At 74.4% G+C, this 24,019-nt stretch carries 19 protein-coding genes; 12 read left to right on the forward strand and 7 right to left on the reverse strand.

Annotation, left to right across the window (positions count from 1 at the left end; all coding sequences use genetic code 11):
* Positions 1-68 precede the first annotated feature (68 nt).
* The 5 genes from ACIRRS_RS16630 to ACIRRS_RS16650 all read right to left on the reverse strand — a co-directional run bounded on the left by ACIRRS_RS16630 (position 69) and on the right by ACIRRS_RS16650 (position 4,346).
* Positions 69-194 (reverse strand): hypothetical protein, encoded by a 126-nt coding sequence (locus tag ACIRRS_RS16630; protein ID WP_267884074.1) that lies wholly within the window; start codon positions 192-194, stop codon positions 69-71.
* Positions 191-856 carry a hypothetical protein gene (locus ACIRRS_RS16635; RefSeq protein WP_402970917.1) on the reverse strand — a complete coding sequence of 222 codons (666 nt, stop codon included), beginning with the start codon at positions 854-856 and terminating at the stop codon, positions 191-193. The genes ACIRRS_RS16630 and ACIRRS_RS16635 overlap by 4 nt, the downstream gene beginning before the upstream one ends.
* Positions 841-1,758: a hypothetical protein gene (locus ACIRRS_RS16640; RefSeq protein WP_402970920.1), complete on the reverse strand. Its 918-nt coding sequence runs from the start codon at positions 1,756-1,758 to the stop codon at positions 841-843. Before ACIRRS_RS16640 ends, ACIRRS_RS16635 begins: the two co-directional genes overlap by 16 nt.
* Before the next feature lie 509 nt (positions 1,759-2,267).
* Positions 2,268-3,701 carry a DHA2 family efflux MFS transporter permease subunit gene (locus ACIRRS_RS16645; protein ID WP_402970923.1) on the reverse strand — a complete coding sequence of 478 codons (1,434 nt, stop codon included), beginning with the start codon at positions 3,699-3,701 and terminating at the stop codon, positions 2,268-2,270.
* 12 nt (positions 3,702-3,713) lie between these two features.
* Positions 3,714-4,346: an NADPH-dependent FMN reductase gene (locus ACIRRS_RS16650; protein ID WP_402970926.1), complete on the reverse strand. Its 633-nt coding sequence runs from the start codon at positions 4,344-4,346 to the stop codon at positions 3,714-3,716.
* Between the two features lie 115 nt (positions 4,347-4,461).
* Between ACIRRS_RS16650 and ACIRRS_RS16655 the strand changes: the two genes are divergently transcribed.
* On the forward strand, positions 4,462-5,145 hold the full coding sequence (locus ACIRRS_RS16655) for a TetR/AcrR family transcriptional regulator (protein WP_402970929.1): 684 nt from the start codon (positions 4,462-4,464) through the stop codon (positions 5,143-5,145).
* 51 nt (positions 5,146-5,196) lie between these two features.
* On the opposite strand, the gene ACIRRS_RS16660 is transcribed toward ACIRRS_RS16655, so the two are convergent.
* Positions 5,197-8,319 carry a BTAD domain-containing putative transcriptional regulator gene (locus ACIRRS_RS16660; protein WP_402970932.1) on the reverse strand — a complete coding sequence of 1,041 codons (3,123 nt, stop codon included), beginning with the start codon at positions 8,317-8,319 and terminating at the stop codon, positions 5,197-5,199.
* Positions 8,320-8,784: 465 nt separating this feature from the next.
* Here ACIRRS_RS16660 and ACIRRS_RS16665 point away from each other — a divergent pair, with 465 nt between their 5' ends.
* The 9 genes from ACIRRS_RS16665 to ACIRRS_RS16705 all read left to right on the forward strand — a co-directional run bounded on the left by ACIRRS_RS16665 (position 8,785) and on the right by ACIRRS_RS16705 (position 21,353).
* A complete protein-coding gene (locus ACIRRS_RS16665) occupies positions 8,785-10,074 on the forward strand; it encodes a tryptophan 2,3-dioxygenase (RefSeq protein WP_402970934.1) in 1,290 nt (429 codons plus the stop codon).
* 87 nt (positions 10,075-10,161) lie between these two features.
* Positions 10,162-11,013, forward strand: a complete 852-nt coding sequence (locus tag ACIRRS_RS16670; protein ID WP_402970937.1) for a hypothetical protein — start codon at positions 10,162-10,164, stop codon at positions 11,011-11,013.
* A gap of 56 nt (positions 11,014-11,069) precedes the next feature.
* Positions 11,070-11,336 (forward strand): acyl carrier protein, encoded by a 267-nt coding sequence (locus tag ACIRRS_RS16675; RefSeq protein WP_402970940.1) that lies wholly within the window; start codon positions 11,070-11,072, stop codon positions 11,334-11,336.
* Positions 11,333-15,676 (forward strand): amino acid adenylation domain-containing protein, encoded by a 4,344-nt coding sequence (locus ACIRRS_RS16680; RefSeq protein ID WP_402970943.1) that lies wholly within the window; start codon positions 11,333-11,335, stop codon positions 15,674-15,676. The genes ACIRRS_RS16675 and ACIRRS_RS16680 overlap by 4 nt, the downstream gene beginning before the upstream one ends.
* Positions 15,677-15,684: 8 nt before the next feature.
* Positions 15,685-16,899, forward strand: coding sequence for a hypothetical protein (locus ACIRRS_RS16685; RefSeq protein WP_402970945.1), 1,215 nt, complete (start codon positions 15,685-15,687; stop codon positions 16,897-16,899).
* A gap of 29 nt (positions 16,900-16,928) precedes the next feature.
* Positions 16,929-17,999 (forward strand): SAM-dependent methyltransferase, encoded by a 1,071-nt coding sequence (locus ACIRRS_RS16690; RefSeq protein ID WP_402970948.1) that lies wholly within the window; start codon positions 16,929-16,931, stop codon positions 17,997-17,999.
* A complete protein-coding gene (locus ACIRRS_RS16695) occupies positions 17,999-19,288 on the forward strand; it encodes an MFS transporter (RefSeq protein WP_402970950.1) in 1,290 nt (429 codons plus the stop codon). The genes ACIRRS_RS16690 and ACIRRS_RS16695 overlap by 1 nt, the downstream gene beginning before the upstream one ends.
* Positions 19,289-19,317: 29 nt before the next feature.
* Positions 19,318-20,064 (forward strand): GNAT family N-acetyltransferase, encoded by a 747-nt coding sequence (locus ACIRRS_RS16700; RefSeq protein ID WP_402970953.1) that lies wholly within the window; start codon positions 19,318-19,320, stop codon positions 20,062-20,064.
* Positions 20,065-20,087: 23 nt separating this feature from the next.
* Complete coding sequence (locus tag ACIRRS_RS16705) at positions 20,088-21,353, forward strand: hypothetical protein (RefSeq protein WP_402970955.1); 1,266 nt, start codon at positions 20,088-20,090, stop codon at positions 21,351-21,353.
* 43 nt (positions 21,354-21,396) lie between these two features.
* Here ACIRRS_RS16705 and ACIRRS_RS16710 read toward each other — a convergent pair whose 3' ends face one another.
* On the reverse strand, positions 21,397-22,392 hold the full coding sequence (locus tag ACIRRS_RS16710) for a hypothetical protein (protein ID WP_402970958.1): 996 nt from the start codon (positions 22,390-22,392) through the stop codon (positions 21,397-21,399).
* 171 nt (positions 22,393-22,563) lie between these two features.
* Here ACIRRS_RS16710 and ACIRRS_RS16715 point away from each other — a divergent pair, with 171 nt between their 5' ends.
* Positions 22,564-22,935, forward strand: coding sequence for a cupin domain-containing protein (locus tag ACIRRS_RS16715; protein WP_402970959.1), 372 nt, complete (start codon positions 22,564-22,566; stop codon positions 22,933-22,935).
* Positions 22,932-24,011, forward strand: a complete 1,080-nt coding sequence (locus ACIRRS_RS16720; protein WP_402970962.1) for a pyridoxal phosphate-dependent aminotransferase — start codon at positions 22,932-22,934, stop codon at positions 24,009-24,011. Before ACIRRS_RS16715 ends, ACIRRS_RS16720 begins: the two co-directional genes overlap by 4 nt.
* The last annotated feature ends 8 nt before the right edge of the window (positions 24,012-24,019 follow it).

Genomic DNA, 24,019 nt, shown 5'->3' on the forward strand with positions numbered 1-24,019 from the left:
CGGAAACACCTCTGGCCGACCATCTCCGAATTCCTTCGGAAACGACCGGCAAGAGGTTTTATGTATTCTCACCCGAGAGTGTCGAGAACATCCTGCGGGTGGTAGTGGACGCGCCCGCAGACCTTGTAGCGGCGCCAGGAGTGCTTGTTCGCGAGCCAGTAGACGGTGCCGCTGGGGACCTTCCAGAGCGTCACGATGTCAGAGACGCTGAAGCCCTCCTCGGCGGGCGCAAGCTGCTCCATCGTTCCGTTGGCCATGTGTGCTCCTTGGTGTGGGTGCAGCGGATCAGCGAGCCGGCGCGCGAGTCCTGCGGGCGCAGCACGGCTTCGAGCTCGCCCGGGCAGCCGTCCTCCGGGCAGCGTGAGACGGTGATGCGGCGGATCGGTACGGCGGTTTCCAGGCGCTGTATCCGGGAGAACGCGCGGAACAGCTCGTTGGCGAATTCACCGACCGCCGGATGCCGGTCGATCCAGTTCCGGTGACGCAGCAGGAATTCCGCCATCGCGGGCACCGTACGGTCCGGAGCGGAAACGCTCCGCTCGTCGACGACCAATTGTGCCCAGGCCGCCAGGAATCCCCGGACATTCGCCCGGGCCTCGACGGCACCGCTGTTCAGCGGAATTCCGATGTTGCGTCCGCCGGAAACCCGCTCCACCTGCTTCGACTGGGCGTTCAGCAGTCCGTCGCTCGCCCGGTACAGCTGGGGCAGCCGGCCGAGCCGGTGGTGCACCCCGTTCCGGCAGGGGCGGCACAGCAGCGAGCCCGGATCGGCGGGGCGGGGCTGCGGCTCGCCGCCCTCGGGGTCGCGGCCGCAGCCAACCGCGACGCAGGTCCTGGTGGTCAGTTCAGTGCGCACTGCTGTCCTCCCTCCGGACCGAGCAGCCCGTGCCGGACGACACCCAGTCCTCGGACCAACGCGATCTCGTACAGCCGGCTGGCCAGCGCCACCTCCAGCCCGGGCACCCCCTGGAGGTCGACCAGCACGCTCTCCCCCGCGAACTCCCACCCGGCACGCGGCCGGCGCAGCAACTCCCCGAGCGCCACCGGCTCCGGCGCGGGCCGCGAGGCCCGGCCGACCCGCACGGTCTCGGCGACGGCGACCGGACGCGGAACGTCCGTGATCACCCGGCCGACCGCCCGCGTCAACTCCTCCGTCGGAGCGTGCCCGGTGGCGTTCACCACGACGGCGCCGCGCGCCAGCATCCCCAGGTCGACCTGCCGGTGCACGGCCTCGTCGACCCCGGGAGCCAGCACGACCAGATCCGTCCCGAGCAACGCCCGGTCCAGCTCGACCGGCCGGGAGAGCATCAGCCCCCGCTCGGCCGCGTGCGCCGCCAACTTCGGTGTCGGCCAGCCCTGTTCACCCTCCCCGGGCCACAGGGCCACCTCCCCGAGGTTGACCACGTGGTTCACCAGCGCCGTCAGCAGCCCGGCCACCGGAGCCCCGGTCCCGATCACCGTCGCCGTCGCCACCCGCGCGGCCAGCAACTCCCTCGCCGCCAGCGCCGTCAGGGCAGCCACCGCGAGCGACCGCAGAACCGTCCGGGGCAGCACACACACCCCGCCCACCCGCTCGTCCTGCAGCATCACCCGGTCCGGCCGTTCCGCCGGAGTCAGCCGACTCCCGCGCCGCAGATCCGGGCTCTCCGCTCCCAGAACGCTGCGACGCAGCGCCTCCGAAGCCAGTGCCACCAGATCCGCGTCGCCGAAGGCGACGAGACAGTCGCGCTCGTCGATCTCCACCGTCGCGTAGCCCATCGGACGTGCCCTCCCTCTCGCCATGTGCCGGTTCCCTCCGCAGGACACACCATGGCCGGGCCACCTATCCGGGGCCTATCGAGCGGGAGGAGTGAGGACCAATAGCGATCCGATGGCGCCCCGATAGCCGTCGGCCTCAGGCAGCTTCGACCCGCTCCAACACAGCACCGTCCGGCCGCCCGAGCCACACCAACCGCGCGGTGACCCCCGGCTGCCGACCGAAGTAGCGGATGGCCCGCTCGGGCGAGGCAAGGGTCATCCGCAGGCGCCCGTCCACACCGATCACGTGCACCGGCCCACCGTCCACGGCGAGCCCCCACGCCACCACCCACCCGTCCGCGTCCGCGAGACCTTCACCCCGCACCTGGACGACGGCGAACAGCAGGTGTTGCGCGACGGCGGATTCGGCGAGGGCCGTCGCCGGTCGCGCCCAGGAAGCGCCCCGCGCCCTGAAGCAGCGGGCCGCGTCACCGGAGGCGGTGACGCGGCCGGGGTGACGCCGGGCGGGGTCAGGGGCGGCGGGAGGGGAGGGCGGAGGCGGGGATCAGGGCGAGGGCGAGGAGGGTGGCGGCGAGGGCGTAGGTGAGGCGGAAGCCGGTGGGGGTGGTGCCGCAGGTGGTGAGGAGGACGGAGAGGAGGGCCGTGCCCGCGGAGGCGCAGATCTGGGAGTTGATGCTCAGGGCGGTGCTCGCCGCGGCCAGGCGGTCGGCGGGGAGGTGGCGGGTGGCGGTGGTCATCGTCGGCATCAGGGTGATGCCCGCGCCGACGCCCATCAGCATCGCCGCGGCGACGACCCGCCAGGCGGGCACGCCGTCCGTCCCGACCTGGAGGGCCGTCAGGGCCATGCCGAGGGACCCGAGCACGATGCCGAACCGGATCAGGCGTCGCGGCGAGGCGCGGTCGACGCGGCGGGAGGCGATCTGCATGGTGACGCCGACCGCCAGGCCGACCGGGGCGCCGAGGAGTCCGGCCGCCGTGGCGCTCAGGCCGCGGGCCTGCTGCCAGTACATCGGGGCGAGCAGCATCGATCCGAAGTACCCGCTGATGAAGAGGGCCAGGGTGCCCGCGCCGGCGGCGAAGGAGCGGTGGCGCAGCAGGCGCAGGTCGAGCAGCGGGTCGGCGGCCGTCAGGGCCCGGCGGACGAAGGCGGCCGCGAGGGTGGCGCCGGCGAGGGCGGGCAGGAGGGTGCCGGGGGCGGTGAAGTCGCCCTGTTCTCCGCCGCGGGCCAGGCCGAAGAGCAGCAGGGCGAGGCCTGGGGAGAGCAGCAGCAGGCCGGGGACGTCGAGCCTGGGCGGCGCGGGGGCCGTAGGCCGCGGCGGGTCGGGCCGGAGCAGCCTGGCGGCGAGGAGGAGGGCCACCGCGCCGACGGGCAGGTTGACGAGGAAGATCCAGTGCCAGGAGGCGGTGTCGAGCAGCCAGCCGCCGAGGGCGGGGCCGATCACCGGGCCCGCCAGGACGGGCAGTCCGAGCAGGGCCATCGCCCGACCGAGGCGGGCCCGGTCGGCGATGCGCATCACCATCGCCATGCCGACCGGGGTGAGCAGGCCGCCGCCGAGCCCCTGGACGGCCCGGAAGGCGATGAGGCTGCCTGCGTCCCAGGCGCACGCGGCGAGGAGGGAGCCGAGGATGAAGAGGGTGAGAGCAGTCAGGTAGGTGCGCTTGGCCCCGAAGCGGCCCATCGCCCAGGCGGCGGTGGGGATGACGGCGGCGAGCGCGAGGGTGTAGGCGGTGGCCGTCCACTGGACGGTCGTCAGCGGGGCGTGGAGCTCCTCGGAGAGGCTGCGCAGCGCGACGTTGACGATCGTCATGTCGAGGACGGACATGACCGAGCCGGTGATGACGACGGCGAGGGTGCGGTTGAGCCCGGCGGAGAGGCCCGGCGGCGGTTCCTCCGGGGCTCGGACGGCCTGTTCGGCCTGTTCGGGGGATCGGCTGGCGACCACGGCCCGGCCGCCTCAGCCCTGGTAGGGGCGGGTGGCGCGGGCGGAGCGCAAGGTCCGCCCCCACCAGGCGAGTTGGCCGAGCATGCCCTTGGCGGCCCCCTCGCAGACGGCGGCGTCGCGCGGTGTGCCGTCCTCGGCGAGGCCGGACCACGGGCCGTGCAGGCTGACCGAGTCCCGCACCGTGACGGCGTGCAACTCGGCGAAGACCAGCCGCAGTTGCTCGACCGCGCGCAGGCCGCCGCCGAGGCCGCCGTACGAGACGAAGCCGACCGGCTTGGCCTGCCACTCGATGCGGTGCCAGTCGATGAGGTTCTTCAGAGCGGCCGGGAAGCTGTGGTTGTACTCGGGGGTGACGACGACGAAGGCGTCGGCGGCGTCCAGGCGGGGCGACACGTCCGCGAGGGCGGCGGCGGCCTCCGGGGTCGGGGAGCCGCCCCAGCCGGGCATGACGAGCGGCAGGGGGACGTCGGCGAGGTCGACGACGTCCAGCTCCAGGCCGGGGACGCCCTCGGCGGTGCCGAGGAACCAGTCGGTGACGGCCCGGCCGTGGCGGCCTTCGCGGACGCTGCCGAGAATGACGGCCACGCGAAGCGGGGCGTTCCCGGCGGTCTCGGTGCCAGTCTCCGGGGTGGTGGTGGCAGGCATGACGGTGTCCCCCTCCTGAGGCGGGTCGGCCGCCCGGTGCGGCCCCCTCCGGTAAACTACAACGATGGTTGCAGAAATTACAACGGCCGTTGTAATCGATGAGGAGGAGGGCACAGTGGGCGACAACCGGACCGGGGCGGACGCGGCACCCGAGGAGGTCTCACCCCGGAAACTGGCGAAGCGGCGCGCCATGGCCGGCGCGGCCTGCACGGTCTTCGCGCGCGAGGGCTACACCCGCGCCTCCGTCGACGCGCTGGCGGCCGCCGCCGACATCTCGACGCGCACCCTGTACAACCACTTCCCCGGCGGTAAGGCCGAGCTCTTCCGCGCCGTCGTCACCTGGACCTCCGGCGAGGTGCGGGACACCCAGATCGCCCGGATCCACGCCCTGGTGGACCCCGGCCGGCCGCCCCGCCCGGAGGACCTCGAACGGGATCTCGTCGCCCTCGCCCGCGCCCTCGTCGGCATGATGGCCGACTTCCCGGACCACTTCGCCCTCGTCCGCCACATCCACGCCGAGGCCGACCACGTACCGCCGGAGCTGCTGGACGCCTGGCGGGAGGCGGGCCCCCGGCCCACCGGGCGGGCCCTCGCCGAGGCGATGACCGTCCTCGCCGGCGCCGGGCTGATCGACGTCCACGGGGACGCGGCCACGGCGGCCGCCCACTTCACGGCCCTGATCTCGCACGCGATCGTGCAGCTGTCGCACTACGGGGTCCTGCCGCTGCCGCAGGAGGAGACCGACCACCTGATCGACACCGGCGTCGCAGCGTTCCTCCGCGCCTACCGGGCCGGGTGACGCACGACGGGCGCCCGCTCGGGGTGAGCGGGTGCCCGGGAGCCGAACGGCTCAGGCCAGTTCGCCGCGGAGCATGATGCGGCGGCCGAAGAGTTCGTCCTTGAGGCGGTCGGCCTCGGGGGCGGCGATGTCGGCCAGCAGGTGTTGGGCGGCGGCGAGTTCGGCGAGGGCGGTGGTGGGGTCGCCGGTGGCGCCGTGGACGTCGGCGAGGGCGAAGCGGGTCTTGCCGTGCCAGAGGGCGGAGCCGAGGTCGGCGAAGATGGCGGCGGCGGCCTCGAGTTGGGTGCGGGCGGCGAGGAGGCTGCCGGCGGCGAGGGCGATGGAGCCGAGGGAGTAGAGGGACTGGGCCTCGACGGTGCGTTCGCCGACCTGTTTGGCGAGGGTGACGGCCTGGAGGAAGACCGCCTCGGCCTGGGTGGTGCGGCCCTCGCCCCAGTGCACGAGGCCGAGGCCGTAGAGGGCGTGGGACTCGCCGATGCGGTCGTTGGACTTGCGGACGAGCCGCAGGACCCAGTTGAAGGCCTGGTTGGCGAGTTCGAGGGTGTCGGTCTTGAGGTAGAGCTCGCCGAGGCGGTAGATGACCTGTGCCTCGACGCGCAGGCAGCCGGTCTCGCGGCAGATGGCCAGTGCGGAGTTGAGCATCTCGCGGGCGGTGTCGTGCTCGGCGGCGTCCATGCGGACCTTGGCGATGCTGCACAGCACGTGCGCCTCGCCGATCTTGTCGCCGAGTTCACGCAGGTCGGCGAGGACGACGGTGTACTTGTCCATCATCGCCCCGTGGTCGCCGCGCAGCCGGTCGACGAAGGCCATGTTGCGCAGGACCAGGGCGGCGCCGTGGCGCTCGCCCCCGGTGGTGAAGGCCTCCAGGGCGGGCAGGAAGCAGCCGTCCGCCTCGGCGAGGCGCTTCTGGAACATGTGCAGGGTGCCGAGGGAGTAGCGCATGGCGGCCAGGCCGCGGGTGTTGCCCGTGCGTTCGACGAGGGCGAGGGCGGCCTCGGAGGTCTCGCGCCAGTCGTCGAAGTAGCCCTTGGTCTCGAAGAGGGTGACGGAGGTGAGGGCGAGGTCCCAGCAGAGTTCGTCGAGTTCGAGGTCGGCGGCCTGGTGGACGGCGGCGACGAGGGCGCGGCGCTCGGTCTCCCACCAGGACATCGGGTTCTTGAGCAGGTCGTCGAGCTCGTCCTCGGGCAGGTACCAGCGCTCGCCGGTGCCGTGCAGGACGGTGTAGTCGCCGCCGTACTCGCGCCGGTGGCACTCCTCGGCGAGGGTCGTCCAGGCGGCGAGGACCCGGCGCAGGGCGCGGTCGGCCTCCTCGGCCTGGTCGGTCTCGGCGAGGCGCTCGCGGGCGTAGATCTTGATGAGGTCGTGGAAGCGGTAGCGCGGCGCGTCCTCGCCGGGGAAGGTGAGGACGTCGAGGAGCTGGGCGTCGACGAGTTCCTCGACGATGTCCTCGGCGGTGGGCAGGTCGACGTCGAGGAGGGCGGCGGCCGTCCAGCCGGCGAAGTCGCTGGCCCGGGGCAGGGCGAAGAGCCGGAACAGCCGCTGGGCGTCGGGGCCGAGGGCGCGGTAGGCGAGGGCGATGTTGGAGCGCAGTTCCAGGCCGCCGTGGGCGAGTTCGTCGAGGCGACCGGCTTCGGAGCGCAGCCGCTGGACGAGCCGGTTGATGCGCCAGTGCGGGCGGCAGGCGAGCCGGGCGCCGGCGATGCGCAGGGCGAGCGGCAGGCCGGCGCAGAAGTTGGCGAGTTCGACGGCGGCGGGCAGTTCCCGGGCGACGCGCTCGCGCCCGGCGATGCGCGACAGCAGTTCGACGGAGAGGTCCTCGGTGAAGAGGTCGAGGTTGACGCGGCGGATGCCGGGCAGGCCGCTGAGCCGGGAGCGGCTGGTGACGATCACCGCGCAGCTGCCGCTGCCGGGCATGAGGTCGCGCAGCAGCGGCTCGTCCGGGACGTCGTCGAGCACGACGAGCACCCGCTGCCCGGCGAGGCGGCTGCGGTAGAGGGCCTTGCGCTCCTCCAGGTCGTCGGGCACCGAGTGGCTGGCCACTCCGAGGGCTCGCAGGAATCGGGCGAGGACGTGCGCGGAACCGTCTCCGCCGGCGCCGTGGAGATCGGCGTAGAGCTGTCCGTCGGGGAATACCGCGTGCAATTCGTGTGCGGCCCGGATGGCGAGGCTGGACTTTCCGATCCCCCCCTTGCCGGTGATGCCCACGACCCTCACGGGGCAGGCTCCGGAGTTCTCCGCGACGGGCGCCTGGAGGTAGTCGCGAATCTCCTCGACGTGTTCCTCACGGCCCGTGAAATCGGCTGTGTCCGTGGGCAATTGGTGGGGCGGCGGAACTGCCGCCTCCGCGGTCGGGAGGTTCGCCTCCTCGCCCGCCGGTTGGACGTCCACGGAGCGTACGGCCGCCGCGGAAGCCGTGCCGACGGGTGCCTCCAGCCGGGGGTCGCCATTGAGAATGGCCATTTCGAGTTCCTGGAGTTCCCGGCCGGGCTCGATCCCCAGCTCGCTGACCAGGACGGATCGCATGCGGCGGAAGACGTCCAGGGCGTCGGCCTGCCGGCCCGCCCGGTAGAGGGCGAGCATCAGCGAGCCGTACAGCCGCTCGCGCAGCGGCTCCCGGGCGACCAGCTCGAACAGCGGGCCGATGATCTTGTCGTGCCGGCCGAGCTCCAGCTCCAGCCGGTAGGACTCCTCGGTGACGGCCAGGCGCTGCTCGTTGAGCACGGTCGCGGCGCGCTGGGCCAGGTCGCTGGGGATGCCCATCAGGGCGGGGCCGCGCCACAGGCCGAGCGCCTCGGCGAAGCCCCGGGCGGCCTCGGCGGTGCGGCCCTGGTCGGCGTGCATGCGGGCGGCCTCGCCGAGCCGGGCGAAGCGGTCGAGGTCCAGCTCGCCGGCGGCGGTGGCCAGCAGGTATCCGGAGGGGCGGGTGACGATCAGGTCGGCCCGGCCGGCGTCGACGAGGACCCGGCGCAGCGCGGAGATGCAGATCTGGATCTGGGAGCGGGCGGTGGCCGGCGGGAACTCGCCCCACACGGCGTCGACGAGTTGGTCATTCGGCGTGACGCGGTTGGCATTCAGCGCCAGCATCGCGAGCACGACCTGCTGGCGCGGCCCGCCGATGGACAGCTGCTGATCGCCGTCGACGATCTCCAGCGGACCGAGCAGCCGAATTTCCATGCTTTTCCCCCGTCACATCGAAAGTTGCGCCGCGACAACCCGAGGGCCATTATCCGCATGGCCTCGTCACTCGTCCGTCAGCCCTCCCGCAACTGTGATCTGGCTCACAACTCGCCAGTAGGGCAGGGGGCCCGCGGATTTCCCCCGAACCCGGCGGCCCCCACCCAACCGTAACAAGCCGGTGACCCAGCGCGAGAAGCCGAGGCCACGGGGCCGGGCGGGCCGCGCACGGGGGCGCACTTGCTGCCGTGCAGTTTGCTGACAACGGGCACGGATGGCCCCCGGTCCGTCCGGGCGAGCAGAGTTCCAGGCATCAGCCGATCGGCACCCACCCCCGCGACCGCCGGTATGCCGCCATGCCCCGAACCAGAAAGCCGAGTTGCCCATGTCCTTCACACCCCTGCGCATCGCCCCCGAGCCCGAGTGTCCGACGCGCCCCGTGGTGTCCGGCGACACCGGCTGGCAGTGAGCGCCACCACCCGGGGGGCCGCGACGCTCGACGACGAACTCGCGCAGTGGTGCCTCGACGGCACCGAGCGGACCTTCCCGTACGCCGCCCTGCTCGCCCACCTGCGCACCGTGGGCAAGCACTTCCTCGACCCCGACCTGCTGGAGCGCCTGGCCGCCTGCCGCGCCCGCCACCTCGACGGCGCCGGGACCGGCACCGGGGTCAGCGCCGAGACCGGCGCCGGGGCCGGCACCTTCCTGGGCCGCTTCCTGGACGTCGTCCTCGACAAGCACGACGACCGCTACGACTACCCCAGCTACACCGCCCTGGAGCTGCTGCGCCGCCCGCCGAGCGGCGACTGGCGCAAGCTGCGCCACCGCCGCGACCGGCTCGTCCTGCTGCTCCTCGCCGACCTGGTCGACTTCGAGCGCAACGCCCTCGACGGCCGCCCCGAGAACCCCGTCGAGATGCTCCCGGACGCCCGGGTGCTGGACAAGCGCAGCCGCCTGGCCGTCCGCGTCATGGAGCCGCCGGCCCTGCGGGTGCTCGCCCCGGGCACCGTCGACCCCGGCACCGTGGCCGCCACCCCCGGGCGCACCTGCCCGGGCGCGCTCGCCGACGCCGTACGGGCCACCCGCAGCGAGGACGAGCGCCTACTGCTGTCGGCCAGCCTCCAGCCGGTGTACGTGCTGCACGACGAGTACCTGTTCCTGCGGGTGCTGCAGTGCTTCGAGGCGACGTTCACCTTCATGTCCGGCGCGCTCGCCGCCGCCGTGCGCCAGCTGCACGGCGAGGAGCCCGGCGAGGCGGCCCCGGCCGTCGCGGCGGTGGCGGACGTGCTCAAGGAGTCCCTGCCGCTGTTCTCCCTGCTGGCCACGATGCAGCCGGAGTCCTTCCGGATCTTCCGCCAGTTCACGGACGGCGCCAGCGCCATCCAGTCCGAGGGCTACAAGACCTTCGAGTCCTTCTGCTCCACCCCGCTGCGGGCCCGCCTGGACTCCGCCGCCTTCACCTCCGTACCCCGGGTGCGCGCCGCCGCACTGGACGGGCGCGAGACGGTGCAGGGCACCTGGCACGACGTGGCCGCCAGCGGCTGGATCAAGGAGGCCGACGCCACGGCCGTACGGGCCGCCGCGACGCAGCTGGAGTCCGTGCACCAGCGCTGGAAGCAGACCCACTACCGGCTCGCCGTCCGCATGATCGGCGAGCGCACCGGTACGGGCTCCACGGACGGCGTGCCGTACCTGGAGGCCGTCATCGCCAACCGGCTGTTCCCCTCGCTGGTCCGCGAGACCACCGCCGCCTGAGACCCGCCGCCTTCCTGACTTGGCGCCCGAACCGACCTGGCACCTGAACCGACCTGGCACCTGAACCGACCGGAGAGACACCCACCGATGAGCAAGCGATCAGCGACCGGACGGCCCGGCACCGCCCGGCAGTTCATGAACCCGGAGGAGGACGAGCGGCTGCTCGTCTACGAGTACGACCGCGGCAGCAACTACGAGGAGGACACCCGGCTCACCACCGCCCTGTCCGCCCTGCTGCCCGAGTCCGAGCTCGTCCACCCCGACCAGCGGCTCTTCCAGACCGTGCACCTGATCACCGAGTACGCCTGGTGCGAGATGCACTTCGAGATGCGCCGCGCCATCGACCTGCTGCGCACCGGCGACCACCTGCTGGCCGCCCAGGTGCTGGAGCGGGCCGCCGACGTCGGCGACATCCCGCTGACGGTGCTCACCCTGCTGGTCGAGCACCTGCCGCAGCGCAGCCTGCTGGTGATGCGGGCGACGTTCCCGGAGAACACCACCGGCCTGGACTCCCCCGGCGCCCGCAACCTGCGCCGCGCCGCGGTGCCGCTGTGGCAGGAGTTCATGGACGCCCTGCACCGGCTCGGCCTCACCGCCGAGGACCTCATCGAGGTGCAGGGCCGCACCGAGCCGCCCACCGAGCGGGAGCGCCCGGCGGCCGAACTCGCCCTGGTCCGCAAGGCGATGCTCCGCCTGGACGGCGCCGTCGTCTACTGGAAGCAGCGCCACCTGCGGATGGTGTGGAGCCAGCTCGGCGGCCACCCCGAGTCCCGCCACGGCATCGACGAGGCCGAGTGCCCCGGCATGCCGACCAGCCTGCGCGGCCAGTCCATCAGCGCCCTGCGCGCCATGTCCGAGCGCACGCTCTTCCCCGCGCTGTGGGACTCCGTCGACGCCACGTACCGCAGGACCGTGCCGGTGGGAGGGACCTCCTGGTGAACCCCTGGCGCCCGCTCCCCCTCGACCTGACCCGCGCGGAAGGAACCCACCCCACCATGACCGCCACGAGCCCGACCGCCCCGCTGGGCGCCGTCCGCGACGCCTGGGCCGCCGTCCTCGGCCACCAGGACTTCGGCGACGACGAGAACTTCAACCGCGTCGGCGGCCACTCCGGCGCCGCGCTGCGGATCAGCAAGATCCTGCGCACCGAGCTCGGCCGGCCCGTCCCGATCAAGCTGCTCTTCGCGAACCCGACCGTCCGCGGCCAGGCCGAGGCGCTCACGGGCACCGAAGCCGCCGCGACCGAGACGGCCCGGGCATGACCGCGTCCGTCGCCCAGCTGGAGATCTGGCTCGCCGATCAGGTCGAGCCGGACTCCGGCCGGTACAACATCCCCCTGGCCCTGGAGTTCGACGGCCCGGTCGACCCGGCCGCCCTGCGCGGCGCGCTGGCCGACCTGCTGCGCCGCCACCCCGCCCTGGCCACCCGCTTCGAGGCCCTCGGCGGCGAGCTGCGCCAACTGCCCGAGCCGGACGCGGCGGTGCCGCTGGGCGTCATCGCCCGCCCCGGCCCGTACGAGCGTGAGGCGGCGCTACGGGAGGGCGCCGCCTCGGCCGACCGTCCGCTCGACCCGGGCACCGCCCCGCTGCTGCGCGCCGACCTGCTCGCCCACCCGGACGGCGCCCTGCTGGTGCTGACCGTCCACCACATCGTCGCGGACGGCGACTCGATCGGCGTCCTCACCGAGGACCTGCTCGCCGCCTACCGCGCCCACCTGGCCGGCACCGCCCTCCCGCCCGAGCCGGCCCTCGCCGTCCCGACCGCCCCGGCGGACGGGCCCTGCGCGCACTGGGACGCCCTGATCGGCGACGACCCGGTCGTCCTCGCGCCGCTGCCCGACCTCGTCCGCCCCGACGGCGGCGCGGCCGGGGAGCCCGGCTGGATCGAGCGCCGGCTGCCCGCCGAGCGCCTGGACGCCGTGCGCGAACTGGCCGTGCGCACCGACACCTCCAGCGCGACGGTGCTGCTCACCGCCTGGAGCCTGCTGCTGCACGCCTGGTCCGGCGAGTCCGAGGGCGTGCTCGGCATGCCCTTCGCCGGCCGGGACGAGCCCGGCTCCGAGCACGCCGTCGGCCTGTTCACCCGGGTCCTGCCCGTGCGCAGCGACTACCGGCCCGAGCGCGGCTTCGACGCCCAGGCGGCGCTGCTGCGCGAGCAGGTGCTCGACTCGATGGAGGCCCTGGCCGACCACGGCGCCCCCGCGGGCGGCCCCGGCTACGCCACCGTCTTCCTGCACCACCCGGCGGGCCGACGCGCCTGGACCATGGACGAGTTGACGATCCGTCAGCTGGACCTGGAGGGCGGCGCCGCCAAGTACGACCTCGGCCTCGCCGCCGTCGAGACGGACGAGGGCGCGGGCGAGGAGCTGCTGCTGCGCATCGACCACGACCGCGCGCTGTACACCCCTGCCACCGCCGCCCTGATGATCGACCAGCTGGACGCACTGCTCGCCGCCGCCTGCCGCGCCGACGCGCCCTGCCTCGACCTGCTGGCCGCCCTCGCCCCCGCGCCCGCCGACACCACCGCCCTGGAGCAGACGGAGGCCACCGTCCCCGCCCTCGTCCTCGCCCAGGCCGAGCGCGCCCCCGAGGCCCTGGCCGTCCTGCACAACGGCGAGGCCGTCACCTATCGCCAACTCGCGGACAACGCCAGCAGGTTGGCACACTGGCTGCGCGTCCAGGGCGTGCGCACGGACGACCTCGTCGCCCTGCTGCTGCGCCCCGGCATCCCCACCGTCACCGCGATGCTCGCCGTCGCCCTGGCCGGCGCCGCCTACCTGCCGCTGGACCCGGCCTACCCGGACGCCCAGCTCGCCCTCGTCCTCGACGACGCCCGCCCCGCGCTGGTGCTCACCGAGCCCGGCGAGCAGGAGCGCGTACGGGCCGACGGCCGCCCGGTGCACGCCCTGCCCGAGGCCCTGCGCGCCTCCCGCTGCCTGCCCTCCGCGCCGCCCGTCACCTCGGCCGGCCCGGACACCCTGTTCAACGTCCTCTACACCTCCGGCTCCACCGGAAAGCCCAAGGGCGTACTGCTCCACCACGGCGGCGTGCTGCGGATGATGCACCGCCCCGAGTTCGTGCCGATGGGCCCGGACGACACCGTCTCGCACCTGTCGCCGCTCAACTTCGACGGCGCCACCTACGAGATCTGGGGCGCACTGACCCACGGCGCCCGGCTCGTCGTGCTGGACAAGGAACTCGTCCTCGCCCCCACCGAACTGCGGGCGGCCGTCCGGGAGTTCTCCGTCACCACGCTGCTGGTCACCACCCCGCTGCTGAACCGGATCATCGAGGACGCGCCGGACCTCCTGCAGTCCCTGCGCCGGGTGTACTTCGGCGGCGAGCTGATCTCCGTCCCGCACATCCGCAAGGCGCTGCGCTGGTGCCGCCCCGGCACCCTGCTGCACAGCTACGGGCCCACCGAGAACTCCTTCACCTCCTCCTGGTACCCGATCGAGGAGGTCCCCGAGGGCGCCCGCACCCTGCCCATCGGCGGCCCGGTGCCGCACACCCGGCTGCACGTGGTGCTGGAGGGCACCCTCACCCCCGCGCCCCCGTACGTGCCGGGCGAGCTGCTGCTCGGCGGCGCCGGCGTGGCCCGCGGCTACCTGGGGGACCCTCTGCGCACCGCCGAGCGCTTCGTCCCGGACCCGTTCGGCGCCGAGCCGGGCGGCCGGCTGTACCGCACCGGCGACCGGGTGCGCTGGGCGGCGGACGGCCAGCTGGAGTTCATCGGCCGCGCCGACAACCAGGTGAAGATCCGCAGCCAGCGGGTCGAGCTGGGCGAGGTCGAGGCCGCGCTGCGCGCCCAGCCCGAGGTCCGGGCCGGGTTCGTCACCGCCCGGATCAACGGGCGCGGCGAGAAGGAGATCGTCGGCTACGCGGTGCTGGAACGCCCGTGCACCGTCGAGGAGTTGCTCGGCCGCCTGGCCGCCGTACTGCCCCGTTTCGCCGTCCCCTCGCACCTGCTGCCGCTGGACGAGCTGCCGCTCACCCCGAACGGCAAGATCGACCGGCGCCGCCTGCCCGTCCCGGGCACCACCGCCCCGGCGGCGCCCGCCGCCCCCGCCCTGCCCGAGCAGGAGCCGCAGGACGGCGACACCCTCACCGCCGTCACCCGGGTCTGGCAGGAGCTGCTGGACGGCCGGCCCTTCGGCCCCGACAGCAACTTCTTCGACGTCGGCGGCCACTCGCTGATCCTGGTCAAGCTGCGCGACGGCCTCCAGCGGGCCACGGGCACCAGGCCCGGCATCGCCGACCTGCTGCGCCACACCACCCCGCGCGCCCAAGCCCGCCTCCTCGGCGGAGGCGAGTCACCTCGGAGGACCGCCCCCGCCAGGACGCGCCGCACGGCCGACGACGACGCCATCGCCGTCATCGGCATGGGCGCCCGCTTCGCCGGAGCCCCCGACCTCGCCGCCTACTGGGAGAACCTGCGCGCCGGCCGCGACTGCTTCACCGAGCAGGACGGCCCCGTCGTCACCGAACTCCCCGACGGCACCCGCACGGTGGGCCGCCTCGGCCTGATGGCCGACGGCCTCGGCTTCGACGCCGGCCTGCTCGGCTTCGCCCCCGAGGACGTCGCCCACGGCGACCCCCAGCAGGGCGTCCTGCACGAGGTGCTCTGGGCCGCCGTCGAGGACGCCTCGCTGCGCCTGGGCGACATCGCCCACGGCACCAGCCTGTACGTCGGCTGCCCCCGCTTCGTCCAGAACGACGGCGAGGCCCGCGTCGACGACGTGGTCAACTCCGACCCGACGTTCGTCGCCTCCCGCTTCGCCTACCTGCACGACCTGTGGGGCGAGGCCCTGCTGCTGGACACCGCCTGCTCCACCGGCCTGTACGCCGTCCACCTCGCCGCCCGCTCCCTGCTGCGCGGCGAGAGCGACTACGCCCTGGCCGGAGCCGTCTCCCTCGCCGAATCCGACGGCACCTACACCTACCGCCCCGGCTTCCTCTACGCCGAGGACGGCCACTGCCGGCCCTTCGACGCCCGGGCCACCGGCACCGTCGGCGGCTTCGGCGCCGGAGCCGTCCTGCTGCGCCGCCTCTCCGACGCCGAGCGCGACGGGGACCCGGTGTACGCGGTGATCCCCGGCAGCGCCGTCAACAACGACGGTGTGGCCAGGGTCGGTTACTCCGCCCCCGGGGTGGAGGGCCAGGCCCGCGTGATCCGCGAGGCCCTGGCCGCCGCCGGGCTGACCGGCACCGACCTCGGGTACCTGGAGGCGCACGGCACCGGCACCCGCCTGGGCGACGCCATCGAGGCCACCGCCCTCGGCGAGGCCCTCGGCACCACCGGGCCGCAGGTCGCGATCGGCTCCGTCAAGGCCTCGATCGGGCACTGCAACACCGCCGCCGGGATCGCCGGCCTGATCAAGGCCGTGCTCGCCGTCCACCACGGCTACCTGCCCGCGACCCCGGGCGTGAGCGAGCCGATCGAGGAGCTGACCCGCCACGGCGACCGCTTCTCCCTGCTCACCGAGGGCCGCCCCTGGCCCGAGGGCCTCCCCCGTACGGCCGGCGTCAGCTCCTTCGGCGTCGGCGGCACCAACGCCCACGTGGTGGTGCGCCGTCACCAGCCCGCCCCGGAAAGGGTGTGACCACCGACATGACCACCGACATGACCGACGACGCACCCCGCGTGCTCGCCCTCTCCGCCCGCGACGGCCTCGCCCTCGCGGAGGCCTGCCGCCGCCTCGCCGACCGGCTGGAGCGCGACCCCGCCCTCGACCCGGACGACGTGGCCGCCACGCTGCACCGGGGCCGGGAGCGGTTCGCCGCCCGCCACGCCGTCCTCGGCCGCACCACCGCCGACCTCGCCGCCGCCCTGCGCGCCGAGGCCTTCACCGAAACCCCGGACACGGCCCCGGCCGTCGACCTGCACCTCGGCGCGCTCACCCGGGAACCGGCCGAAGGCCTCGAACTCCCGCAGGTGGCCGAGGCGTTGGCCCTCGCCGACTCCCTCGGCGCCGGGCCCACCGGACGGGCCGTGGCCGCCCAGTACGGCCTGGCCGCCTGGCTGATCGCCCGGGGCCTCGTGCCCCGGGAGATCCACGGCACCGGCACCGGCGCACTCGCCACCGACGCCCTGCTCGGCCGCACCGCCCTCGCCGACGCCCTGCGCGCCCGGCCCACCGAGGCGCCCACCGGGGAGCCCACCGACGGGAACGCCGTCACCGTCGAGCTCACCGGCGAGGCCACCGACCGCCTCCCCCTCGGCGACGGCGCCCACCTGCTCGCCGAACTCTGGCGCCGCGGCCTGGACGTCGACACCACCCTCGGCCGCCCCGGCCGCCGGGTGCGCCTGCCCGGCTACCCCTTCCACCGCACCGCCGACCAGGAGCGGCCCCCGGCCTCCCGAGGCCTGCGCCCGCTCACCCCGCACGAGCAACGCTGGCTCTTCCACGACCTGGTGCGCTCCTCCAGCTCCGCCGAGCACAACAGCCGCGCCGGCGCCGTCATCCCCGGCCCCGCGCCGCAACTCACCGATGTGGAGGCCGCGTTCGCCGCCCTTCAGCAGCGCCACCCCGCGCTGCGCACCGCCTTCACCCAGCAGGGCGGCCGCTGGTTCGCCCGCACCGCCCCCGCCCCGGCGCCGCTCACCCCGCCGGACGGGGCCCGCACCGCCGAGGCGGTGGCCGCCGCCCCGTTCGACCTGCGCGACGCCCCACTGGTGCGCTGCGTGCTCGACCCCGCCCCCGACGGCGCCTCCTGGACGCTCGCGCTCGCCGCGTACGAGCCCGTCGCCGGTCCGGAGGCCGTCGAGGCGCTGCTCGCCGAACTGCTCGATCTCTGCGAAGCGCCCGCCCCCGTCGCCGCCTGAAACCTCAACTCACCCTAAGGACACGGAAGATGACCGTCATCCAGGACCACCTGACCACCCCGGAGATCCCGGCCGACTGGCACGGCGCCGCCCCCGCCCCCGTCGGCGTGGACCAGGCGTTCAACGGCTTCGTCGCCGCCGGCATCGTCAACGCCCTCGACCGCCTCGGCGCCTTCGACCGGCTGCTCGCCGACTCCGCCCTCGACGTCCCCGCCTTCGTCCGCGCCACCGGCCCGGGCGCCCGCGAGCGCGTCATCCGCGAGGTGCTGCGCGCCGCCGCCACCTGCGGCTGGGTCCGGCTGCTGAACGGCGGCGACACCGTCGTCCTCACCCCGGCCGGCGAGGAGATCGCCCGGATGCGCGGCTACTTCACCTGGGGTGTCGGCGGCTACCACGACATCATCGGCCGCGCCCACCTGCTGGCCAACGGCGAGGGCACCTTCGGCGTCGACGTGCTGCGCGACGAGGCGATGGTCGCCCTCGGCTCCGGCCAGAACGACCGCAACTTCATGGCCGGCACCCTCGACGACGTCCTCGCCGAGGTCGACTTCGGCACCATCGCCGACCTCGGCTCCGGCATCTCCGCCCGCGTCAGCCGCGTCGTCGGCCAGCGCCCGGGCACCCGCGGCCTGGGCCTGGACATCAGCGGCCCGGCCACCGACCTCGCCCAGCGCACCATCGCCGACGCCGGCCTCACCGACCGCGTCCAGGCGATCCGCACCGACGTGCTGGACGTCTGCCACCGCGAGGCGCACCGCGAGGCCCTCGCCGAGGTCGACACCGTGATGAGCTTCTTCCTGCTGCACGACCTGCTCGCCGACGAGGCCACCCGCCCGCAGATCTTCACCCGCCTGCGCGAGGCCTTCCCCGCCGCCCGCACCTTCGTCCTCGGCGACACCATGCTGCGCCCGGACTCCGAGCACGCCACCACGCTGCCCGTCTTCTCCCTCGGCTTCGAGCTGGCGCACGCGCTCATGGGCGTCCCGCTGCACACCAAGGAGACGTACGAGGAGCTGTTCGCCGCCGCCGACCTGCGCCCGCGCAAGATCGTCCCGTTCGGCACCCCCCACTCGTGGCTGTACGTGCTGGAGGCGGTGTGATGTCCAACCCCCTCGCCCTCTACCGGGAGTTCTCCCCCCGCACCCGGGCCGTGCTCGCCGTCAACGCCGTGAACTCCTTCGGCGGCGGGCTCGTCCTGCCCTTCCTGTGGATCTACCTCCAGCAGGTCCGCGGCCTGCCCGCCTGGGTCCCGGCCGTCACCCTCGCCGTCCAGGCCGCCACCGCCGTCGTCGGCGGCCTGGCCTGGGGCGCGCTGCTCGACCGGCTCGTCCAGCGCACCGTCGTCTTCCTGGTGATGACGATCGCGGGCCTCGGCACCGCCCTGTACGCCTTCGCCACCTCCGCGCCGAGCGCCCTGGCCGCGGCCGTGGTCTACGGCCTCGGGATCAGCGGCGTCGGCACCGTGCTGCGCTTCCTGTACGCGGGGGCGCCCTCGGCCCGCGAGCGCGGGCTGGCCTTCTCCGCCGACTACGCCGTCTTCAACGCGATGACGGGCCTCGGCGTGCTGGTCGGCGGCCTGGTCGCGGCCGGCGGCGGCGCCGGGCGGTTCACCGCCCTGTACCTGCTCGACGGCCTGACCTTCCTCGTCGCCGCCGGCGCCCTGCGCCTGCTGCTGCCCAAGGCGGGCTCCGAGGAGGGGAGTTCGGACGAGGCCAAGGCCGGCGGCTACCGCGAGGTGTTCCGCGCCCGCCACCTCGGCGTGCTGCTGGCCACCCTGACGATGTGCTCGCTGGTCAGCTACGGCCAGTTCCGCTCCGGCCTGCCCGGCTACCTCACCGGGCACGGCGCGATCGGGCCCGAGGGCCTGTCCGGCGCCTTCGCGCTGAACATCGTCGTCGCCGTCCTCGCCCAGGTGCTGCTGGGCGAGAAGGTCCAACTGCTGCGGCGCAGCACCGTGGTGGCCCTGAGCGGCGCCTGCTGGGCCGTCGCCTGGGCGCTGGTCGCGGTGGCCGGGCTCGGCCACGGCGGCGGCGCGCTCGCGGCCGCGATGGCCGGGGTCGCCCTGCTCTCGGTCGGCGAGGCGCTGGTCTTCCCCGTGCTGACCGCCCTGCTGAACGACCTCGCCACCGACGCCGTCCGGGGCCGGGTCAACGCCCTGCTGTCCGTCGCCGTCTCCACCGGCTCGGTGGCCGGCCCGGCCCTGGCCGGCGCCACCCTGCCCTGGGCCCGGGGGCTGCCGCTGATGGCCGTGCTGGTCGCCGCCTGCCTGGCCGTCGCCGTGGTGTCCGTACGGCTGCGCGCCACGCTGCGCCCGGCCCTGGACCTCCCGTCCCACCGGGCGGAGGACGAACCGGCCGCCGACCCCTCCCTCCTCGCGACCGCGAGCTGATCACCGACCCCAGGAACCAGGAAGCACCCATGCGCAACTGGCCGCTGTACGACCTGTCCGTCCGCACCTCCCGGATCGAACTGCGCCACCCCACCGCCGAGGACCTCGACCGGCTGGCCGACCTGGCCGCCGACGGCGTCCACGCCCCCGGCTTCATGCCGTTCTTCTCCCAGTGGACGGACGGCGACCGCGAGACCGTCACCCACCGGGTCCTCCAGCGGCACTGGCGGGCGATGGCCGAGTGGACCCCGCAGGACTGGACGCTCTACCTGGTCGTGGTGCACGAGGGCGAGGTGGTCGGCTCCCAGAGCATCGGCGCCGTCGACTTCGGCACCACCCGCGAGGTGCTGCTCACCTCCTGGCTCGGGCTGCGCCACCAGGGCTCCGGCCTCGGCGGCCACGCCCGCGCCGCCAGCCTGGAGCTGGCCTTCACCGGGCTCGGCGCGGAGCACGCGCTGTCCGTGGTCCGGCAGGGCAACGACGCCTCCCAGGCCGTCTGCCGCAAGTTCGGCTTCGTCCACGACGGCGTCCAGACCAACGCCGTCCGGGGCGAGCGGGCCCTCAGCGACCGCTACCGCCTCGGCCGCGAGCGCTGGGCCGAGCACCGCAGGATCGACGCCGAGGTGCGGGGCCTGGACCGGGCCCGCCACCTCTTCGACGCCACCGCGCAGGACACCGCCGCCACCGCCGCCGCCGCTCCCCGGAGCACCCCCGCCCTGGCCTCCGCCCTCTCCGGCATCCGCTACGCGCCCGAGAGCGACCAGGCCGCCGCCTGACCCTCCCCGAAAAGGACCCCACCGTGGCAGACCGACCCGTCATCGCCGTCGTCTACGACCTGGGCGCGGTGAGCCCGCTCACCATCGTCGACCACCTGGAACCGCTCGGCGACGTGCTCCTGGCGCTGCGCCGGTCCGAGCACACCGAGTTCAACCACGCGCTGATCGAGGAGCTCGCCACGGTCGTGGACCTCGACCCGGACCTGGACGTCGCCGCCGAGGCGCTGCGCGCCCACCGCCCCGACGCGCTGCTCACGTACAGCGAGATCTGCCTCGCCGACACGGCCGAGCTCGCCGAGCGGCTCGGCCTGCCGTTCCACTCGGTGGAGACGGTCGGCCTGCTGCGCGACAAGTACGCGATGCGCGCCCGGCTGCGCGAGCACGGCGTGGACGCCGTCCGCTCCGCCCGGCTGGAGGGCCCCGGCGACTGGCCGGCCGCGCTGGCCGAGGTCGGCCTGCCGGCCGTGCTCAAGCCCGCCACCGGGCAGGGCAGCCGGGACACCCACCTGATCACGGAGGAGGCCGAGGGCGCCCGCCTCGCAGGGGAGCTGCTCACCGGCCCGGACGCGGGCCCGATGGTGCTGGAGGAGTACCTGCGCGGCCGCGACTGCGGGCCCTACGGGGACTACCTCTCGGTGGAGAGCGCCGTGGTCGGCGGCGTCCCCACCCACTGGCAGGTTACCGGCAAGTACCCGCTGCTGCCGCCCTTCCGCGAGCCCGGCCACTACTGGCCCGCCCCCGTCGGGGAGGAGGTGCGGGCCGCCGCCCTCGCCCTGACCACGCGGGTGATCGAGGCGCTGGGCATCGAGGTCGGCATCACCCACACCGAGCTCAAGCTCACCCCCGAGGGCCCCCGGCTGATCGAGATCAACGGCCGTCTCGGCGGCTTCCAGTCCTGGCTGTCCGAACTCGCCGGCGGCCTCGACCCGATGCGGGTCGCCGCCCGGATCGCCCTCGGCGAGCCGGTGGAGGTCGGCCACGCGCCCACCGACAGGGTGTACTTCGTGCGCTCCGTCCAGACCCCGCGCGCGGGCGGCCTGCTCAAGGCCGTCCACGGCGTGGGGGACGTGCTGGAGCTTCCCGGGGTCCAGGGCGCGACGGTGCTGTGCCAGCCCGGCGAGGCGATGCCGGTCACCGTGCAGACCTGCGAGCTGGTCTCCGTCAGCGGCATCGCCGAGGACCACGGCGCGATGCTGTCCGTGGTGGAGGAGGCGCTCGCCAGGCTGACCTTCACCGTGGACGGGCCGGAGGGCGAGCGCGTGCTGACCTCCGCCCAGTGCGAGGTCTGAGCGCCCGCCCGGGCCCTGTCCGGCAGGATCGGCCGGACAGGGCCTACCGGTCGATCAGCGCGAACCGGGAGGCGAACACCCCCGCCTGGAAGCGGCTCTCCACGCCCCAGTCCCGCATCAGCTCGGCGATGTGCCGACGGCAGGTGCGCACCGACATGTTCATCCGGTGCGCGATCGCCTCGTCCTTGTGCCCCGCCGCGAGCAGCCGCACGATCCCTCGCTTGACCTCCTCGCCGCTGTCCCCGTAGCCGAAGCCGGTGTGCGCGAACGGGCGGGCCTGGCTCCACTCCCGCTCCAGCGTCCGGTACAGGTACTCGACGACCACCGGCTCCCTGATGACCATCGCGCCCGGCTGCCCGTCGTCCTGACTGCGGTCGGGCAGGAAGGCGATGCGGCGGTCGAAGATGATCAGCCGGTCGATGATCTCGCCGACCGTACGGATCTCCGACCCCGCCTCCGACATGCGGGTGAAGTGCATCTGCACCACCGGGCTGGCCAGCACGACGTGCGGGTACAGGGTGCGCATCCGCACGCCCCGGTCCAGCAACTGGAGGTCCCGGGGGCGGCTGTCGACCAGCGTCTCCTCCGTCAGCGCCGTCGGCTGGCTGACGAACACCTCCTCCGAGCAGGCCCGCGAGACCTCGGCCAGCATGCTGCGCACCTGCTCCACGTCGTGCAGCAGCTCTATCGCCACGCCCCGGCCCCGGTCGCGCCGCGCCTCGAAGTAGGTGGACTGCAGCGGCAGCAGCATCGCCCGGGTGCGCTCGGCCCGCATCCTCCGCTCGTGGATCTCCCGCTCCAGCGGGCCGACCAGCTCGGCCACCGCCGCCTCCGGGCTCGCCGGCACCCAGCGGCCGGGGGCGGTGCCGTGCAGCAGCCGCAGCTCCAGCAGGGTCGCCAGCGCGGCCTCGAAGCGCTCGGGCCCCATCGCGGCGGGCCGGTCCGCGGCCATCAGCACGCCGTCCCGCAACGCCTGTTCGTACAGGTCCCTCGCGTCGGGTGTCAGTTCGGCGCCGAGGCCGTCCTCCGGGTCCGTCATGGTCTCCCCCGCCGGTCACTTGCTGCCAGGCAAGTTTATGACAGCGGACGGCCGTCGATCCGGGGCCCCGAGTCGGCGAGGCTTCTCACATCCCCGGCCCGACCGGTCCCCGACCGATCCCGACCTGACCGATCCCCGACCGATCCCCGCCAGACGCCCGGAGTGGAACCCATGGACACCGTCGAAGTCCGTACGGACATCCCCCAGTTCCTGCCCGTGGCCGGCCACCACGTGCCGGCCCCGTTCTACCTGACCGCCGACATGTTCGGCGGCCTCCCCTTCCAGCTGGCCGGCGGCTCCATCGACCACCTGGTCGGCAAGCCGGTCGCCGACCCGCACAAGCACGAGGTCGCCGAGATCTACTTCCTGGTCTCCCCCACCGCGGGCGGCGCCCGGATCGACGTCACCGTCGACGGCGAGCTGCACGAGCTGAGCTCCCCGGCCGTGCTGCACGTCCCGGCCGGCGCCGAGCACCAGTTCCTCACCAGGGAGGCCGAGCCGGGCAGCTACTGCTTCGGCATCCTGCTGGGCGACGCGGCGTGACCACCGCACGTGTCACCGCCCTGGCCGGCCCGGCCCGGCTGCACCTGAGCGAGAACCCGTACGGGGCGAGCCCGCTCGCCCTCGCCGCCGCCCGCGAGGCGATCGACCTGACCGAGGTCTATCCCGACCCGGCCCGGCTGAGCCCCGTCGCGGCCATCGCCGCCCACCTGGGCGTGGCCGAGGACCAGGTCGCCGTCGCCAACGGCAGCGACGAGCTGGTGCTGCTCACCGCCCTCGCCCTCGGCGACCTCACCCGCCCCGGCGTCACCACCGCCGGCACCTTCCCCGGCTACCGGATCTGCCTGGAGACCGCCCGGCGCGGCTGCACCGAGATCCCGCTGACGGGCCCCGAGGGCACCGACGTCGACACCGACCGCTTCGCCGAGGCCCTCGGCACGGCCGGCATCGGCTACCTGTGCCACCCGCACAACCCCACCGGCGCCCTGCTGGAGCCCGGCCGCTTCGACCGGCTCGCGGCCGCCGCCGGGCGCACCGGCACCCCGCTGGTCGTGGACGAGGCCTACGCCGAGTTCGCCCCCGCCGGCTCCCCCCGGGTGCTCGACCACCTGGCCTCCGGCGCCCCGCTGCTCTCCCTGCGCACCTTCTCCAAGGCGTACGGGCTGGCCGCGCTGCGGATCGGCTACGCCGTCGGCCGCGCCGACCTGATCGCCGGGCTGCGCGAGGCCCAGGGCACCATGCCCTTCAGCGTCAACCGGGCCGCCCAGGCCGGGGCCGTCGCCGCCCTCGCCGACCAGGGGACCCTGGCCCGCACGGTGGCGCTCACCGCCGAGCGGCGCGCCTGGTTCCGGGCCGAACTCGCCGCCCGGGGCCGCCGGTCGCTGCCCTCGGCCACCAACTTCGTCGCCGTCGCGGTGCCCGACTCGGCCGCCGCCGAGCGGCTGCTCGCCGAGCGCCACGACATCCTCGTGCGCGACGCCGGCCGCTTCGGCCTGCCCGGCTTCCTGCGCGTCTCGCTCGGCCCGACCGAGCAGCTGGAGCGGTTCCTCGACGCGCTCGACGCACTCGCCCCGATCGACGCACTCGACGCACTCGACGAGCCGACTCCCGTCCGCTGACCCCGCAC

Origin of the sequence: Kitasatospora sp. NPDC101183, from assembly GCF_044767945.1 — a bacterium.
GTDB lineage: Bacteria > Actinomycetota > Actinomycetes > Streptomycetales > Streptomycetaceae > Kitasatospora.